General features: G+C 58.5%; 18 protein-coding genes. 11 read left to right on the plus strand and 7 right to left on the minus strand.

Going from position 1 to position 16,795, the window contains the following annotated elements:
* Positions 1 to 58: 58 nt before the first annotated feature.
* The 5 genes from hypE to hypA are packed head-to-tail and all read right to left on the minus strand — an operon-like array spanning position 59 to position 3,676.
* Positions 59 to 1,069: a hydrogenase expression/formation protein HypE gene (gene hypE, locus HII27_RS11575; RefSeq protein ID WP_185668041.1), complete on the minus strand. Its 1,011-nt coding sequence runs from the start codon at positions 1,067 to 1,069 to the stop codon at positions 59 to 61.
* Positions 1,066 to 2,187 carry a hydrogenase formation protein HypD gene (hypD, locus tag HII27_RS11580; RefSeq protein WP_185668042.1) on the minus strand — a complete coding sequence of 374 codons (1,122 nt, stop codon included), beginning with the start codon at positions 2,185 to 2,187 and terminating at the stop codon, positions 1,066 to 1,068. The genes hypE and hypD overlap by 4 nt, the downstream gene beginning before the upstream one ends.
* Positions 2,187 to 2,459 carry a HypC/HybG/HupF family hydrogenase formation chaperone gene (locus HII27_RS11585; RefSeq protein ID WP_035892574.1) on the minus strand — a complete coding sequence of 91 codons (273 nt, stop codon included), beginning with the start codon at positions 2,457 to 2,459 and terminating at the stop codon, positions 2,187 to 2,189. The genes hypD and HII27_RS11585 overlap by 1 nt, the downstream gene beginning before the upstream one ends.
* Positions 2,450 to 3,322, minus strand: coding sequence for a hydrogenase nickel incorporation protein HypB (gene hypB, locus HII27_RS11590; protein WP_185668043.1), 873 nt, complete (start codon positions 3,320 to 3,322; stop codon positions 2,450 to 2,452). Before hypB ends, HII27_RS11585 begins: the two co-directional genes overlap by 10 nt.
* Before the next feature lie 3 nt (positions 3,323 to 3,325).
* Positions 3,326 to 3,676: a hydrogenase maturation nickel metallochaperone HypA gene (hypA, locus tag HII27_RS11595; protein ID WP_185668044.1), complete on the minus strand. Its 351-nt coding sequence runs from the start codon at positions 3,674 to 3,676 to the stop codon at positions 3,326 to 3,328.
* Between the two features lie 213 nt (positions 3,677 to 3,889).
* On the opposite strand from hypA, the gene hycA reads away from it, so the two are divergent.
* The 9 genes from hycA (at position 3,890) to hycI (ending at position 11,744) form a co-directional block, all read left to right on the plus strand.
* A complete protein-coding gene (gene hycA, locus HII27_RS11600) occupies positions 3,890 to 4,357 on the plus strand; it encodes a formate hydrogenlyase regulator HycA (protein ID WP_185668045.1) in 468 nt (155 codons plus the stop codon).
* Positions 4,358 to 4,439: 82 nt separating this feature from the next.
* Entirely contained in the window at positions 4,440 to 5,048 is a 609-nt protein-coding gene (locus HII27_RS11605) for a 4Fe-4S dicluster domain-containing protein (RefSeq protein WP_185668046.1), read from the plus strand.
* Complete coding sequence (gene hycC, locus HII27_RS11610; RefSeq protein ID WP_185668047.1) at positions 5,045 to 6,871, plus strand: formate hydrogenlyase subunit 3; 1,827 nt, start codon at positions 5,045 to 5,047, stop codon at positions 6,869 to 6,871. The genes HII27_RS11605 and hycC overlap by 4 nt, the downstream gene beginning before the upstream one ends.
* A gap of 2 nt (positions 6,872 to 6,873) precedes the next feature.
* Positions 6,874 to 7,797 carry a respiratory chain complex I subunit 1 family protein gene (locus HII27_RS11615; RefSeq protein WP_185668048.1) on the plus strand — a complete coding sequence of 308 codons (924 nt, stop codon included), beginning with the start codon at positions 6,874 to 6,876 and terminating at the stop codon, positions 7,795 to 7,797.
* Positions 7,798 to 7,813: 16 nt separating this feature from the next.
* Positions 7,814 to 9,523, plus strand: coding sequence for a formate hydrogenlyase subunit HycE (hycE, locus tag HII27_RS11620; RefSeq protein ID WP_185668049.1), 1,710 nt, complete (start codon positions 7,814 to 7,816; stop codon positions 9,521 to 9,523).
* A 9-nt stretch (positions 9,524 to 9,532) separates the two neighbouring features.
* Entirely contained in the window at positions 9,533 to 10,075 is a 543-nt protein-coding gene (locus HII27_RS11625; protein WP_035892566.1) for a formate hydrogenlyase complex iron-sulfur subunit, read from the plus strand.
* Positions 10,075 to 10,842 carry an NADH-quinone oxidoreductase subunit B family protein gene (locus HII27_RS11630; protein ID WP_035892565.1) on the plus strand — a complete coding sequence of 256 codons (768 nt, stop codon included), beginning with the start codon at positions 10,075 to 10,077 and terminating at the stop codon, positions 10,840 to 10,842. Before HII27_RS11625 ends, HII27_RS11630 begins: the two co-directional genes overlap by 1 nt.
* Positions 10,839 to 11,249 (plus strand): formate hydrogenlyase maturation HycH family protein, encoded by a 411-nt coding sequence (locus HII27_RS11635; RefSeq protein WP_065357866.1) that lies wholly within the window; start codon positions 10,839 to 10,841, stop codon positions 11,247 to 11,249. Before HII27_RS11630 ends, HII27_RS11635 begins: the two co-directional genes overlap by 4 nt.
* A gap of 21 nt (positions 11,250 to 11,270) precedes the next feature.
* Positions 11,271 to 11,744, plus strand: coding sequence for a hydrogenase maturation peptidase HycI (hycI, locus tag HII27_RS11640; RefSeq protein WP_185668050.1), 474 nt, complete (start codon positions 11,271 to 11,273; stop codon positions 11,742 to 11,744).
* 153 nt (positions 11,745 to 11,897) lie between these two features.
* Here the strand turns inward: hycI and HII27_RS11645 are convergent, their stop codons facing one another.
* Both HII27_RS11645 and ascF read right to left on the minus strand, forming a co-directional pair.
* The gene (locus tag HII27_RS11645; RefSeq protein ID WP_185668051.1) at positions 11,898 to 13,322 is read right to left on the minus strand and encodes a 6-phospho-beta-glucosidase; all 1,425 of its coding nucleotides are present in this window, start codon (positions 13,320 to 13,322) and stop codon (positions 11,898 to 11,900) included.
* A 19-nt stretch (positions 13,323 to 13,341) separates the two neighbouring features.
* Positions 13,342 to 14,799, minus strand: a complete 1,458-nt coding sequence (gene ascF, locus HII27_RS11650; protein WP_185668052.1) for a PTS cellobiose/arbutin/salicin transporter subunit IIBC — start codon at positions 14,797 to 14,799, stop codon at positions 13,342 to 13,344.
* A gap of 262 nt (positions 14,800 to 15,061) precedes the next feature.
* Here ascF and HII27_RS11655 point away from each other — a divergent pair, with 262 nt between their 5' ends.
* Positions 15,062 to 16,075 (plus strand): LacI family DNA-binding transcriptional regulator, encoded by a 1,014-nt coding sequence (locus tag HII27_RS11655; RefSeq protein WP_185668053.1) that lies wholly within the window; start codon positions 15,062 to 15,064, stop codon positions 16,073 to 16,075.
* A 144-nt stretch (positions 16,076 to 16,219) separates the two neighbouring features.
* A complete protein-coding gene (gene hydN / locus HII27_RS11660; RefSeq protein ID WP_185668054.1) occupies positions 16,220 to 16,765 on the plus strand; it encodes an electron transport protein HydN in 546 nt (181 codons plus the stop codon).
* The last annotated feature ends 30 nt before the right edge of the window (positions 16,766 to 16,795 follow it).

A 16,795-nucleotide genomic window follows, 5' to 3' on the forward strand; every position in this document is an offset into this window, starting at 1 on the left:
CATACTGACGGGGATAAGCTCTAATAATAATAATAAATTTCAGACCTTGAGCGGCCTGTTAACAGATTCGTGGCAGCGGTTCGGCGTGAGGAAGATCCAGCGTGCGTTTCACGCCGTACAGCCCGGCAACGCGAACCCCACGGCGTTCCGTGACTTCGCCAATGATAGCGGCATCACGCCCCAGCGGATGGGCGCGCAGTGCGGCGAGCACCTCATCGGCTGCTTCGCGGGTCACGCCGATCACCAGTTTACCTTCATTTGCGAAGTTAAGCGCGTCAAGCCCTAATAATTCGCACACGCCGCGCACCGCGTCTTTCAGCGGAATATGTTGTTCATGAATTTCAACACCGTGGCCGCTGGTGGCGGCAAACTCATGGGCCACCGCGTTGACGCCGCCGCGGGTGGCATCACGTAGCGCTTTCACCCCGGCAATTGGGCGCAGGCTCTGGATAAGCGGCGTCAGCACCGCGCAGTCGCTCTGCAGTTCGCCGTCAAGACCGAGCTGTTCGCGTAGGTTGAGGATGGTCGCGCCGTGGTCGCCGAGCGTGCCGCTGACCATCAGCAGATCCCCCGGGGTGAGCGTTGCCGCGCCCCAGTGAATATCGGACGGGATGGCACCCATTCCGGCGGTATTGATAAACAGCTTATCCGCCGCGCCACGACCCACGACCTTGGTGTCGCCGGTGACGATGGCGATATCCGCCGCTTTGGCCGTCTCCGCCATGCTGTTGACCACCGCCTCCAGCGTCTCCATCGGCAGCCCTTCTTCAATAATAAAGCCGCAGGAGAGGTAGCGTGGCACCGCGCCGCTCACCGCCACATCGTTGGCGGTGCCGCAAATCGCCAGCTTGCCGATATTGCCGCCGGGGAAGAACAGCGGGTCAATGACGTAGCTGTCGGTGGAGAAGGCCAGGCGGTCGCCGTGGGCGGTCAGCGAGGCCAGCGACAGACGCGCCTGATCTTCCTGCTCTGCCAGCCAGGGGTTGGCGAAGGCTTTCATAAACAGGCTGTCGATCAGCTGCTGCATCGCCAGCCCGCCGCTCCCGTGCGCTAACTGAATACTTTTCATGCTTCTGCCTCCTGACTGCGATATTGATACCAGGCGGCGCAGGCGCCTTCCGACGACACCATCAGCGCGCCAAACGCGCTCTGCGGGTTGCAGGTGGCGCCAAACAGCGGGCACTGATGTGGTTTGCAGCGGCCGGTCAGCACGTCGCCGCAGCGGGCGCGCGGGTCATCGCAGACGCGCTGTGGCTGCGGTTTGAAGTGCGCTTCCGCGTCGAATGCTTGATAGTCTGGCGTCAGTTGCACACCGGAGTCGTTGATTAACCCCAGGCCGCGCCATTCGCTGTCGCCCTTGACGGCAAATACCTCGGCAATGGCGTTTTGTGCAAGCAGGTTGCCATCGTCCGGCACCACGCGGCGGTACTGGTTTTCGACGCAAGGCGAGGCGGTAATTTTCTGCTCCACCAGCATGTTCACGCCCTGCAGCAGGTCAACCGGCTCAAAACCTGCCACCACCAGCGGGCGCTGATAGTCGCTGGCGATAAAGCCGTAGGCGTGGGTGCCGATGACCATGCTGACGTGGCCCGGCGCCAGAAACGCATCGATACCGTTGTCCGGCTGGTCGAGCAGGCTGCGCAGCGTGGGAATCAGCGTAATGTGCTGACAGAAAAAGAAGAAGTTACTGACCTTCTGCGCCTTCGCCTGTTGCAGCGTGATGGCGGTGGTCGGCATGGTGGTTTCAAAGCCTAAGCCGAAGAACACCACTTTACGGTCCGGGTTCTGCTGCGCCAGCTTTAAGGCGTCCATCGGCGAATAGACGATGCGGATATCCGCACCGCGTGACTTCGCCTGCATCAGCGAGCCGTTTTTCCCCGGCACGCGCATAGCGTCGCCGAAGGTACAGAAAATCACCTCTTTATGGCTGGCGATTTCAATACAGGTGTCGATGCGCCCCATCGGCAGTACGCACACCGGGCAGCCCGGCCCGTGGATAAATTCGATGTTCTCCGGCAGCAGTTGGTCGAGACCGAATTTGAAAATCGCGTGCGTGTGGCCGCCGCACACTTCCATGATGCGCAGTGGGCGTTCAGCGGTATAGGCCAGATGCTGCGCCCGGCTTTTCAGGTGGGCAATCAACTGCATCACCTGCTCGGGCGCGCGGTACTCATCAACAAAACGCATTACCGTTCCTCGCCAAAAAGCAGCGCGCCAACGTCGGGCTCGACTTCAAACATATTTTCCAGCGCCGCGAGGGTATCGCGCGCCTCTTCTTCGTTGATGATGCTCATGGCAAAACCCACGTGCACCAGCACCCACTGGCCGATGCGCGACTGACCGTTTTCGTCCACTGCGCCGACCAACGTCAGGTCGACGTCGCGCTTAATGCCGCAAACATCTACCTTCGCCTGTACGCCATCAATGGCAGAAATTTGTCCCGGAATGCCTATGCACATCGCTGCGTCTCCAGCCAGTTCAGCCAGCTATCCATGCCTTCGCCGCTGGTGGCGGAGAGCAGGATGATTTCAATATTCGGGTTCACTTCGCGCGCGCAGGCGAGGCACTTCTCAACGTCGAAGTTGAGGTACGGCAGCAGGTCAACTTTGTTGAGCAGCATGACCGACGCGGCGGCAAACATATGCGGGTACTTGAGCGGCTTGTCTTCACCTTCGGTGACCGACAGCACGGCGACTTTGTGGCGTTCGCCCAGATCAAAGCTCGCCGGGCAGACCAGGTTGCCGACGTTCTCAATAAACAGAATCCCGTTGCTCTCAAGCGGCAGGCGCGGGGCAGCGTCGGCAATCATCTGCGCATCAAGGTGGCAGCCCTTACCGGTGTTGACCTGAATCGCCGGGGTGCCGGTGGCGCGGATACGCGCGGCGTCGTTCACCGTCTGCTGGTCGCCTTCGATAACGGCGCAGGAGACGCGGTCTTTCAGACGCATCAGGGTTTCGGTGAGCAGGGTAGTTTTACCGGAGCCAGGGCTGGAGACCAGATTCAGCACCAGCTGTTCGCGGGCGGCAAAGCGTGCGCGGTTGCGGGCGGCAATCTGGTTGTTTTTATCCAGCACATCTATTTCGACTTCCAGCATCCGGCGCTGGCTCATGCCCGGCGCGTGAGTGCCCGCTTCGCCGTGGCCGTAGTGCAGGTCGCCGTTATCCGCGGCCTGCGGTTCAAATTCTCGGGTTCTGACGCCGGTAATGGAGATTGCCGGACGGCCTGCCGGGGCGAAAGGCGCGCTGCGGAACAGCGAGTGCGGGTTACGTTCATCGCCCTCTATATAGAGGTTGCCATCGGCACAACCACAGGTGGTACACATACTTTACTCCTGATCAATTTCAATTCGCTGAATCTGTAAACCGTCGTCGGCGACGATGCGCAGGTTGTCGCTATGGCATTGCGGACAACGGCGCACGTGAACTGACACGAGCTGAACATACTGCTGGCAGGATTCACACCAGCATTCCGCCTCCTGTTCTTCGACGTGCAGTGTACAGCCTTCAGCCAGCGTGCCGCGGCACACCAGATCAAAACAAAAGGTCATTGCGCTCGTCTCTACACAAGAAAAAGCACCGACCTTCATCCAGACGCCGGTGACGCGCTTCGCGCCGTTTTGTATCGCCTGTTGTTCGACAATTTCCAGCGCTCGCTGGCAGAGCGTGATTTCGTGCATAACGCCTCCTGGTACATCACTCGCAGGAGTAATGCAATAACGATGCCAGAGATGAAATATGGGGCGTAAAGACTGTCGATGACGATGTCGCACTGACGAAATGACATGTCACTCCGGCAGTGTCATTTCATTAAAGTTAAATAAAATCAGCAGGTTAAAAACATGGCATGAAAAGTGCTTAGGAGGCTTGTTTCTATTAACCGGGTAACCGACATGACTATTTGGGAAATTAGCGAGAAGGCCGACTATATCGCCGATCGTCACCGCCGCCATCAGGATCAATGGCGTGTCTACTGCAACTCTCTGGTTCAAGGGATTACGTTGTCCAAAGCGCGTCTGCATCACGCCATGAACTGCGCGCCAGAGAAAGAGCTGAGCTTCGTGCTGTTCGAACACTTCGTGGTTTCTGTGAGCCTGGCCAGCGGCTTTAACAGCCACACCGTTGAGTACGTAGTTGAAACCCGCGACGGCCTGAATAAACAGTGCGTAGGCAGCGCCGAGATGAGCATGAACGGCTTTATTGACGGCACCGTCAATATCCGCGACCGCGAGCAGGTGCTGGAGCATTACCTGGAAAAAATTTCGCCGGTATACGACACCCTGTATGCGGCGCTTGAAAGCGACAGCCCGGTGAGTTTCAGCCAGCTGGCACAAGAGCCTCAACGGGCTTCTCACGCTTGATTATCGGTGTGTCGACGGGTGTCGAAATGACACTTGCTCTGCATAATTTCGTCAAAAATGACTGTCACCTGAGGAAGACCTGGTGAATCGTTTTGTAATTGCTGACTCTACCGTTTGTATCGGTTGCCGTACCTGTGAAGCGGCCTGTGCGGAAACGCATCGCCACCACGGCCTGCAATCTATGCCGCGGCTTAGAGTAATGCTCAATGAAAAAGAATCCGCGCCACAGATGTGTCACCACTGTGAAGACGCGCCGTGCGCCGGGGTTTGCCCGGTAAATGCGATTACCCGCGTCGATGGCGCCGTACAGCTGAACGAAAGCCTGTGCGTGAGCTGCAAACTGTGCGGCATTGCCTGCCCGTTTGGGGCGATTGAATTTTCCGGTAGCCGTCCGCTGGATATCCCGGCCAACGCTAACTCGCCGAAAGCGCTGCCTGCGCCGCCGGCTCCGGCTCGCGTCAGTACGCTGCTGGACTGGGTGCCTGGTATCCGTGCTATCGCGGTGAAATGCGACCTGTGCCACTTCGACGAAGAAGGCCCAGCCTGCGTGCGTACCTGCCCGACCAAAGCGCTGCATCTGGTGAACAACATGGACATCGCCCGCGTCAGCAAACGCAAACGTGAGCTGACCTTCCATACCGACTTAGGCGATTTGACGCTGTTCCAGGCGCAACAAGGAGAGGCGAAATGAGCGTCATGACGTTGATTAATAGCGCAGTGGCCTGGTTTGCCGCCGCCGCCGTGCTGTCCTTTGTGCTGTCGTTTAATAAATCCCTGAGCGGTTTTGTTGCCGGCATCGGCGGCGCGCTGGGCAGCCTGTGCGCGGGGCTGGCGGGCGTTCAGGTGCTGGTTCACGGTTACCCGGTATTGGGCAGCCTGTCGCTGGTCCACTACACCGTGCTGGTCTCCCCGCTGAACGCGGTATGGCTGATTGCGCTCGGCCTGTGCGGCCTGTTTGTCAGCCTCTATAACATTGACTGGCATCGTCATCCGAACGTCAAAAGCAACGGCCTGCTGATTAACATCCTGCTGGCGGCTGCCGTCTGCGCGATCGTGGCGAGCAGCTTCGGTTCGCTGGTGGTGATGGCGGAAATCATGGCGCTGTGCGGCGCGTTCCTCACCGGCTGCGCCTCCTCCGGCAAGCTGTGGTTTGCACTGGGCCGTCTGGGCACTATTCTGCTGGCGATTGCCTGCCTGCTGCTGTGGCAGCGCTACGGCACGCTGGATCTGGTGCTGCTGAACGAACGTGCGCAGATGCTGCCAATCGGTTCTGACATCTGGGTACTTTGCGTGATGGGCTTCGGCCTGCTGGCAGGGATTATCCCGCTGCACGGCTGGGTGCCGCAGGCTCACGCCAACGCGAGCGCACCGGCTGCCGCGCTGTTCTCTACCGTGGTGATGAAAGTGGGTCTGCTCGGCATTCTCACCGTGTCGCTGCTGGGTGATGTTCAGCCGCTGTGGTGGGGCATTGCGCTGCTGGTGTTGGGCATGATCACCGCGTTTGTCGGCGGTCTGTACGCGCTGATGGAGCACAACATTCAGCGTCTGTTGGCGTACCACACGCTGGAAAACATCGGCATCATCCTGCTCGGTTTAGGCGTCGGCGTGACCGGCCTGGCACTGCAGGAGCCGGTGATGGTGGCGCTGGGTCTGACCGGTGGTCTGTACCATCTGCTTAACCATAGCCTGTTCAAAACCACGCTGTTCCTCGGCGCGGGCTCGGTTTGGTTCCGTACCGGCCACCGCGACATCGAGAAGCTGGGCGGTATCGGTAAACGTATGCCGATGATCTCCCTGGCGATGCTGGTCGGCCTGATGGCGATGGCTGCGCTGCCGCCGCTGAACGGCTTTGCTGGCGAATGGGTTATCTACCAGTCCTTCTTCAAGCTGAGCACCAGCGGAGCGTTTATTGGTCGTCTGCTGGGGCCGTTGCTGGCCGTTGGCCTGGCGATCACCGGCGCACTGGCGGTGATGTGTATGGCGAAAGTCTACGGCGTTACCTTCCTTGGCGCACCGCGCACTAAAGAGGCGGAAAACGCCTGCTGCGCACCGCTGCTGATGGCGATCAGCACCGTGGTGATGGCGCTGCTGTGCATCGTTGGCGGCGTTGCCGCGCCGTGGCTGCTGCCAATGCTGAGCGCCGCCGTGCCGCTGCCGATGGCTACCGCGCACACCGTGGTCTCCCAGCCGATGATTACCCTGCTGCTGATTGCCTGTCCGCTGCTGCCGTTCATCATTCTGGCGCTGCTCAAAGGCAACCGCCTGCCAAGCCGTTCTCGCGGCGCGGCGTGGGTCTGTGGTTACGACCACGAACAATCCATGGTGATCACCGCGCACGGTTTTGCGATGCCGGTGAAACAGGCCTTTGCCCCGGTACTGAAACTGCGCAAATGGCTTAACCCGGTCTCTCTGGTTCCGGGCTGGCAGAACGCGGCGGCGCCGCTGCTGCTGCAACGCCTGGCGCTGGTTGAACTGGCGGTGCTGGTCGTGATTGTCATCTCTCGAGGAGCCTGAACATGACGTTCATATTTGCTGTACTGCAGGCGCTGGTGCTGTTTGCCGTCGCGCCGCTGCTGTCTGGTATCACCCGCGTGCTGCGCGCACGGTTGCATAACCGTCGCGGGCCGGGCGTGATGCAGGAGTATCGCGACATCATCAAACTGCTGGGCCGTCAGAGCATTGGCCCGGACGCTTCCGGCTGGGTGTTCCGCCTGACGCCGTTTGTGATGGTTGGCGTGATGCTGACGATTGCGACCGCGCTGCCGGTGGTGACTGTTGCTTCCCCGCTGCCGGGTCTGGGCGACTTGATTACCCTTATCTACCTGTTTGCCGTCGCGCGTTTCTTCTTCGCCATTGCCGGTCTCGACACCGGTAGCCCGTTCACCGCCATCGGCGCAAGCCGTGAAGCGATGCTCGGCGTGCTGGTGGAGCCGATTCTGCTGCTGGGTCTGTGGGTCGCTGCGCTGGTCGCAGGCTCTACCCATATCAGTAACATCACTGCCACGGTTTACCACTGGCCGGTCAGCCGCAGCATTCCGCTGGCGCTGGCCTTCTGCGCCTGTGCCTTCGCCACCTTTATCGAAATGGGCAAACTGCCGTTCGACTTAGCGGAAGCGGAGCAGGAGCTGCAGGAAGGCCCACTGTCTGAATACAGCGGCAGCGGCTTCGGCGTGCTGAAGTGGGGCATCAGCCTGAAACAGCTGGTGGTGCTGCAGATGTTCGTTGGCGTCTTCATCCCGTGGGGACAGATGACCAGCTTTAGCGTTGGTGGGCTGGTGGTTGCCGTGATTGCCGCCATCGTCAAGCTGGTGGTTGGCGTGCTGATTATCGCGCTGTTCGAAAACAGCATGGCGCGTCTGCGTCTGGATATTACCGGTCGTATCACCTGGACCGGGTTCGGTTTAGCCTTTTTAGCCTTCGTCTCCTTGCTGGTGGCGTGATAAGAGAGTTTTGAGCATGTCTGAAGAAAAAGTGGGTCAACACTACCTCGCTGCGCTGCACCAGTCCTTCCCGGGCGTGGTGCTGGACGAAGCCTGGCAGACCAAAGACCAGTTAACGATTACCGTGAAGGTGAACTACCTGCCGGAAGTCGTCGAGTTTCTTTACTACCAGCAGGGCGGCTGGCTGTCGGTGCTGTTCGGCAACGACGAACGTAAACTGAACGGACACTATGCGGTCTACTACGTGCTGTCGATGGAAAAAGGCACCAAGTGCTGGATTACCGTGCGCGTCGAAGTCGATCCGAACACCCTCGAATACCCGTCCGTCACGCCACGCGTTCCGGCGGCGGTCTGGGGCGAGCGCGAAGTGCGCGACATGTACGGCCTGCGCCCGGTGGGCCTGCCTGACGAACGTCGTCTGGTGCTGCCGGATGATTGGCCAGACGAGCTGTACCCGCTGCGTAAAGACAGCATGGACTACCGTCAGCGCCCGGCACCGACCACGGATGCCGAAACCTACGAGTTCATCAACGAGCTGGGCAGCAAGAAAAACAACGTGGTGCCAATTGGCCCGCTGCACGTCACCTCCGATGAACCGGGCCACTTCCGCCTGTTCGTTGACGGCGAGAACATTATCGACGCCGACTACCGTCTGTTCTATGTCCACCGTGGCATGGAAAAACTGGCGGAAACCCGCATGGGTTACAACGAAGTGACCTTCCTGTCCGACCGCGTGTGCGGCATCTGTGGTTTTGCCCACAGCACCGCCTACACCACCTCCGTCGAGAACGCGATGGGCATCGTGGTGCCGGAACGTGCGCAGATGATCCGCGCCATTCTGCTGGAAGTTGAGCGTCTGCACTCGCACCTGCTGAACCTCGGCCTGGCGTGCCACTTCACCGGTTTTGACTCCGGCTTTATGCAGTTCTTCCGCGTTCGTGAAGCCTCCATGAAAATGGCGGAAATCCTCACCGGCGCGCGTAAAACCTACGGCCTGAACCTGATTGGCGGCATCCGTCGTGACTTCCTGAAAGACGACATGATCCAGACCCGTCAGCTGGCGCAGCAGATGCGTCGCGACGTGCAGGATCTGGTGGATATTCTGCTGAGCACCCCGAACATGGAACAGCGCACCGTCGGTATCGGCCGCCTGGATCCGGAAATCGCCCGTGACTTCAGTAACGTCGGTCCGATGGTTCGCGCCAGCGGCCACGCCCGTGATACCCGTGCCGATCACCCGTTTGTGGGCTACGGTCTGCTGCCGATGGAAGTACACAGCGAGCAGGGTTGTGACGTTATCTCCCGCCTGAAAGTGCGTATCAACGAAGTGTTCACCGCGCTGAACATGATTGATTACGGCCTCGATAACCTGCCGGGCGGCCCGCTGGCGGTGGAAGGGTTCACCTACATTCCTAACCGTTTCGCGCTGGGCTTCTCAGAAGCGCCTCGTGGCGATGATATTCACTGGAGCATGACCGGCGACAACCAGAAGCTGTACCGCTGGCGCTGCCGCGCGGCGACCTACGCCAACTGGCCAACCCTGCGCTACATGCTGCGCGGCAACACCGTTTCCGATGCGCCGCTGATTATCGGTAGCCTCGATCCTTGCTACTCCTGTACCGACCGTATGACCGTGGTTGACGTGCGTAAGAAGAAGAGCAAGGTCGTGCCGTACAAAGAGCTTGAGCGCTACAGCATCGAGCGTAAGAACTCGCCGCTGAAATAAGGAATCGTCATGTTTACCTTTATCAAAAAAGTCATCAAAACCGGCACTACGACATCGTCCTATCCGCTGGAACCGATGCCGGTTGATAAAAACTTCCGCGGCAAGCCGGAACACAACCCGCAGCAGTGTATCGGCTGCGCGGCGTGCGTGAACGCCTGCCCGTCGAACGCCCTGACGGTGGAAACCGACCGCGTCAGCAATCAGCTGGCGTGGCAGTTCAACCTCGGCCGCTGCATCTTCTGCGGCCGCTGTGAAGAAGTATGCCCGACGGCGGCGATCAAGCTGTCGCAGGAGTACGAACTGGCGGTGTGGAAGAAAGAAGATTTCTTGCAGCAGTCCCGTTTTGATATCTGCAACTGCCGCGTCTGCAACCGTCCGTTTGCAGTGCAAAAAGAGATTGATTACGCCATTGCGCTGCTCAAGCACAACGGCGACAGCCGCGCGGAAAATCACCGCGAAAGCTTTGAGACCTGCCCGGAATGTAAGCGTCAGAAATGTTTGGTGCCTTCCGACCGTATTGACCTGACTCGCCACATGAAAGAGGCCATCTGATGAGCAACTTAATAGGGCCACGCGACGACAACGGCATGCCGGTGCCGATGACGGTAGAAGAATCTATCGCCAGCATGAAAGCGTCGCTGCTGAAAAACATCAAGCGTTCCGCCTACGTGTACCGCGTGGACTGCGGCGGCTGTAACGGCTGCGAAATCGAAATTTTTGCCACGCTTTCACCGCTGTTCGACGCCGAACGTTTTGGTATTAAAGTGGTGCCGTCACCGCGTCATGCCGACATTCTGCTGTTTACCGGTGCGGTCACCCGCGCCATGCGTTCGCCGGCGCTGCGCGCCTGGCAGTCCGCGCCGGACCCGAAAATCTGTATCTCCTACGGCGCCTGCGGCAACAGCGGCGGTATCTTCCACGACCTGTACTGCGTCTGGGGCGGCACCGATAAAATTGTACCCGTAGACGTGTACATTCCTGGCTGCCCGCCAACGCCTGCGGCAACGCTGTACGGCTTTGCCATGGCGCTGGGTCTGCTGGAGCAGAAAATCCACGCGCGTGCGCCAAGTGAACTGGACGCACAGCCGGCTGAAATTCTGCATCCGGATATGGTCCAGCCGCTGCGCGTGCAGGTTGACCGTGCCGCGCGCCGTCTGGCTGGCTATCGTTATGGTCGCCAGATTGCCGACGACTATATGCTGCATCTGGGCCAGGGTGACACTCAGGTTCAGCAGTGGCTGGCCACAGAAAACGATCCGCGTCTGACGGAAATCGTCACGCAGCTTAACCACGTAGTAGAAGAGGCACGTATTCGATGAGCGAACAGGTGGTGTTCAGTCAACTGAGCCGTAAATTTATTGATGAGAACGATGCCACGCCTTCCGAGGCGCAGCAGGTTGTCTATTACAGCCTGGCGATTGGCCACCACCTCGGGGTCATCGACTGCCTCGAAGCCGCGCTGACCTGCCCGTGGGATGAATATCTGGCGTGGATTGCTACGCTTGAAGCGGACAGTACGGCGCGGCGCAAGATGGAAGGCGTGCCGAAGTACGGCGAGATTGTCATCGACAGCAACCACGTGTCGATGTTGGCGAACGCGTTTGATAAAGCGCGGGCGTCACAAACCCCGCAGCAAAAAGAGTGGAGCCAGGCGATGCTCAATATGCTGCACGCCATTCATCAGGAGAGCGCCATCTATCTGATGGTGCGTCGCCTGCGCGACTGATTTTACGATTGAGGAATGACCATGACTGACGTTTTACTCTGTGTCGGCAATAGCATGATGGGCGACGATGGCGCTGGCCCTCTGCTGGCAGAAATGTGTGCAGCCCAGCCGAAAGGGGCGTGGGTTGTGATTGACGGCGGCAGCGCGCCGGAAAACGATATTGTGGCGATCCGCGAGTTGAACCCAGCTCGCCTGCTGATTGTTGATGCCACCGATATGGGGCTGAACCCGGGCGAGATTCGCATTATCGACCCGGACGACATCGCCGAGATGTTTATGATGACTACCCACAATATGCCGCTGAACTACCTGGTGGATCAGCTGAAAGACGACGTGGGTGAGGTGATTTTCCTCGGTATTCAGCCGGATATCGTGGGCTTTTATTACCCGATGACCCAGGCGATCAAAGATGCGGTTGAGGTGGTTTATCAGCGTCTTGAAGGGTGGCAGGGGAACGGCGGGTTTGCGCAGTTGGAAGCTGAGGACGAAGAGTAGTCGTCGTTTGTACCCTCACCCCGGCCCTCTCCCTGGAAGGGAGAGGGAGAAAACCCGTGCCGCTTTAACGCAATGAGTTCATATCCCCAAACCGCACCTGACGGTCCCCTCGCCCCTTTGGGGAGAGGGTTAGGGTGAGGGGAAACCTGGCACCTACGCCAAATCTTCCCCGTTGCTGGCAATCACCTTCTTATACCACCAGAACGACTTCTTACGCGTCCGCGCCAGCGTCCCATTCCCCGCATCATCACGGTCAACGTAGACAAACCCATAGCGCTTGCTCATCTCACCGGTCGACGCCGCCACGAGATCAATACAGCCCCAGGTGGTGTAACCCATCACCGGAATCCCGTCCTCAATCGCTTCCCCCATCGCCCGAATATGTTCACGCAGATAGCTGATGCGGTAATCGTCATCAATCTGCCCGTCAGCGTTAACCACGTCTTTCGCGCCAAGGCCGTTTTCCACCAGGAACAGCGGCTTCTGGTAGCGGTCGTACATCATGTTCATGGTGATGCGCAGGCCGAGCGGGTCGATGCCCCAGCCCCATTCGCTGGCTTCGATATACGGGTTTTTCAGCGACTTCACGATGTTTGCCGCGTTGGTATTGTTGGCATTCATCTCCGCCGACGCGCAGCGCGAGGCGTAGTAGCTGAACGAAACAAAATCGACGGTGTGCTTGAGGATCTCGTCATCGCCCGCTTCTTTAGCGATCGTCACGCCTTTCTCGCGGAACACCCGCGCCGAGTAGGCCGGATAGCGGCCGCGCGCCTGCACGTCGATAAAGAACAGGTTCTCGCGGTCTTTCTCCAGCGCCGCCCACACGTCTTCCGGCTTGCAGGAGTAAGGGTAGAAATTACCGCCCGCCAGCATGCAGCCGACCTGGTTTTGCGGGTTGACCTCATGGGCGATTTTGGTGGCCAGTGCGCTGGCGACCAGCTCGTGGTGCGCGGCCTGGTATTTCACCTGATCCTGGTTTTCACCCTCTTCAAACACCAGCCCCGCGCCGGAGAACGGGCTGTGCAGCATAATGTTGATTTCGTTGAAGGTTAGCCAGTACTTCACCAGCCCGTCGAACGCCTCAAAGCAGGTGCGGGCATAGCGGGCGAAAAAATCGACCATTTTGCGGTTGCGCCATGAACCATACTCGGTGACCAGATACATCGGTACGTCGAAGTGGCACAGGGTGACCAGCGGCTCAATGCCGTACTTCTGGCACTCGAGGAACAGGTCGCGGTAGAAAGCGATGCCCGCTTCGTTTGGCGTCAGTTCGTCGCCGTTCGGGTAGAGTCGGCTCCAGGCAATCGAGGTGCGGAACACGGTAAAGCCCATCTCCGCCATCAGCGCGATATCTTCTTTGTAGCGATGATAAAAATCGATCGCCTGATGGCTCGGGTAGAACTCATCGTCGCGCAGCGTAAAGCGCTTCTCTTGCCCCAGCTTCACCGGCAGGCGGTTTACGCCGTGCGGGATCATATCCACGGTGGTCAGCCCTTTGCCACCCTCAAGATAAGCCCCTTCAGCCTGGTTGGCGGCAATGGCGCCGCCCCAGAGAAACCCTTGCGGAAATGTCGACATGCGTTACCTCGCTAAAAAATTATGAAATTCGTGCCGCTGCCGCACCGGCAGGCGCGGTGGCCTCACGCTTGCGCGCCTCAGCGGCGGCCTCTTCGACGGGAATATCCTCAAAACCAAGAATCAACGTCAGCACAAAGGAGAGCACCACCGCCAGCGCCATCACCCCAAACACCCAGACGATCGTCATCGGGTTGGCCGGGTCGAAGAACTGCACGCTGGTGAACAGGCCCGGTGCGGCCATGGAGTGGCTGGCAAGCCCGACGGCACCGGCAATGCCGCCGCAGATAAAGCCGCTTATCAGGCTGGCGATCAGCGGGCGTTTCAGACGGATGGCGACGCCGTACAGCGCCGGTTCAGAAATGCCGGCCAGAATGGCGGAAGCGGCCGCCGCCAGCGCGGTCTGACGCAACTCCGGGTTTTTGGTTTTCCATGCCACCGCCAGCGACGAACCGCCGAGCGACAGGTTGGCGCCAATTTCCGACGGCATCACCATGCCCTCTTTGCCGGTCTCGGCGATGGTCTGAATGATGGTGGGCGTAAAGACGCGGTGCATCCCGGTCATCACCAGCAGCGGCCACAGTGCGCCCATAATGGCGACCGACAGCCAGCCGAGGTAGCCGTGAATGGTGTACACCAATGCGGAGATGGCGCTACCGATCCAGATGCCAATCGGGCCAATCAGCAGGATCGCCAGCGGTGCGGCGATCAACACGATCAGCATCGGTTTAAGGAAGTTTTTAGTGACCGCCGGGGTGATCTTATCGACCCAGTGTTCAATGTAGGAGAGGCACCAGGTCATCACCAGCGCCGGGATCACGGTATAGGTGTACTTCACCGCCGTTACCGGGATAAAGGCGAATTCGACGTGCTCGCCCTGAGCCGCTTTCGCCATCAGCTCAATAAAGCTCGGATGCACCAGCACCCCGGCAATAGCAATCGCCAGTGACATATTGGTTTTGAACTTCACCGCCGCAGAGGCGGCGACCATCAGCGGTAGGAAGAAGAACGCGCCGTCGCCGATCACCGTCAGAATAGTGAGCGTCGGTGCGCCTTTTGGCAGCACGCCGGTCATCTCGAGGATCATCGCCAGCAGCTTAACCATCGATCCGCCGATAATTGCCGGGATCAGCGGCGACATGGTGCCGATCAGCGCGTCGAGGATCCCCGCGCCGATACGGCGTAAGGTGAGTTTCGGTTTTCCGACCGGGGCGGCAGGCTGCAGGTTGCTCGGCAGCAGGTTCACCACCTCACGGTAGGCCTGGGAGACGGTGTTGCCGATAATCACCTGGCACTGGTTGTCATTACGCACCACGCCCAGCACGCCGCTGATGCCCTTGAGGCTGGCGCTGTCGACCTGCGTTTCATCTTTCAGTACAAAGCGCAGGCGAGTCATGCAGTGCGTGACGGCGGAGATGTTCTCCACGCCGCCAAGCGCGCCCACCACGGATTGCGCCAGAGCCGCATAGTTTTTAGACATCGGAAAATCCTGTTTTATCAGTAGGGTACTTATCGCTCATCGCCCGGTGTGGCGGGGTGATGAAACGTTGCATAGGAAACCGGTTCCACATAATATTCATGTGTTATTTTTGTTACATCAAGATCTAATTTTTGTTTTTGATTAATTCGTGAAACCGATCACATGAACCAACGTTGGGCAAAAAGCGCGCAGATCGGTGGATGCTGAAAATAGCGAAACGGTGAAGTACACTGCTGGCAAATGATTTCTCAAAGGTATGACTATGACGACAATGCTGGAGGTGGCGCGACGGGCGGGCGTGTCGAAAGCCACCGTATCCCGGGTGCTATCGGGCAACGGTTATGTCAGTCAGGAGACGAAAGACCGGGTGTTTCTGGCCATTGAAGAGAGTGGCTATCGGCCTAATCTTCTGGCACGTAACCTGGCGACCAAAAAGACGCAGACGCTGGGGCTGGTGGTCACCAATACGCTCTATCACGGGGTCTATTTCAGCGAACTGCTGTTCCACGCGGCGAGCATGACCGAAGATCAGGGGCGGCGGTTGATCCTGGCGGATGGTAAGCATAGCGCGCAAGAAGAGCGGGACGCGATTCAGTATCTGCTCGACCTGCGCTGCGACGGCATTATTATTTATCCCCGTTTTCTGAGCGTCGACGATATTGACGACATTATTCAGCAGCAACAGCAGCCGATATTAGTGATTAACCGTCGACTGCGGCGAAATAGCAGCCACTGCGTGTATTGCGATCAAAAATCCGCCAGCCAGAATGCGGTGGAGCGGTTAATTCTCCTTGGCCATCGCGATATTGCGTTTATTACCGGCTCGCTGGATTCTCCTACCGGTATTGAACGCCTGTCCGGCTATAAAGACGCGCTGACGAAGCACGGCATTGCCGTGCGTAATGAGCTGATTGTACAAGGAAAGTGGACGCCCGCGACCGGTGCCGCCGGAGTGGATGCGCTGCTAGACAGTAAGGTGAACTTTAGCGCGCTGGTCGCCAGTAATGACGATATGGCGGTCGGGGCGATTAAACGTCTGCATGCGCGCGGAATAAACGTACCGCAGCAGGTTTCGGTGCTGGGTTTTGATGATATTACTCTCGCACCGTATATGGTGCCGTCGCTCTCCAGCGTGCGAATTCCGGTCACGGAAATGATCAAAGAGACCATCCACCGCCTTATTTTCATGCTCGACGGCGGGGATTTTAAATATCAGCAAACCTTCCCTGGTGAACTGATTGAGCGTGAATCCATCGTCCCCGGTCCGCACGCTTAGCGTCGTCATCTGTCATCGTCATAAGTGACGATGACAGCTTATTCCTCATCATTCACAATAAAATTTCCTTAAAAAACAACTAACTAAAAGTTGGCTCGAATAATGCATTCTCCCGCGAATTCACTGTCATTGCTGGAGAAGTTGATGAACCGTTTCATCATTGCTGATGCGAGTAAATGTATTGGCTGCCGGACATGCGAAGTCGCATGCGTGGTTTCCCACCAGGAAGATCAGGACTGCGCCGCGCTGACGCCGCAATCTTTCCTGCCCCGTATTCACGTTATTAAAGGCGTAGATGTCTCTACCGCCACCGCCTGCCGCCAGTGCGAAGACGCGCCGTGCGCTAACGTCTGCCCGAACGGCGCAATCAGCCGCGATAAAGGTTTTATCCACGTGATGCAGGAACGCTGCATCGGCTGCAAAACCTGCGTGGTGGCGTGCCCTTACGGTGCGATGGAAGTGGTGGTGCGTCCGGTGGTTCGTAACAGCGGTGCGGGCCTGAAGGTGCGTGCGGAGAAAGCGGAAGCCAACAAGTGTGACCTCTGCTACCACCGTGAAGCTGGCCCAGCCTGTATGGAAGCCTGCCCGACTCACGCGCTGTTTTGCGTCGACCGTAGCAAGCTTGAACAGCTGAGCGCGGAAAAACGCCGTCGCGCCGCGCTTGATAGCGCCGCGTCTATCTCTCTTTAATCATCCTTATTTCTCTTTTAACAGGTCTGT

Origin of the sequence: Kluyvera sichuanensis (assembly GCF_014218705.1) — a bacterium.
Taxonomy (GTDB): Bacteria; Pseudomonadota; Gammaproteobacteria; order Enterobacterales; family Enterobacteriaceae; genus Kluyvera; species Kluyvera sichuanensis.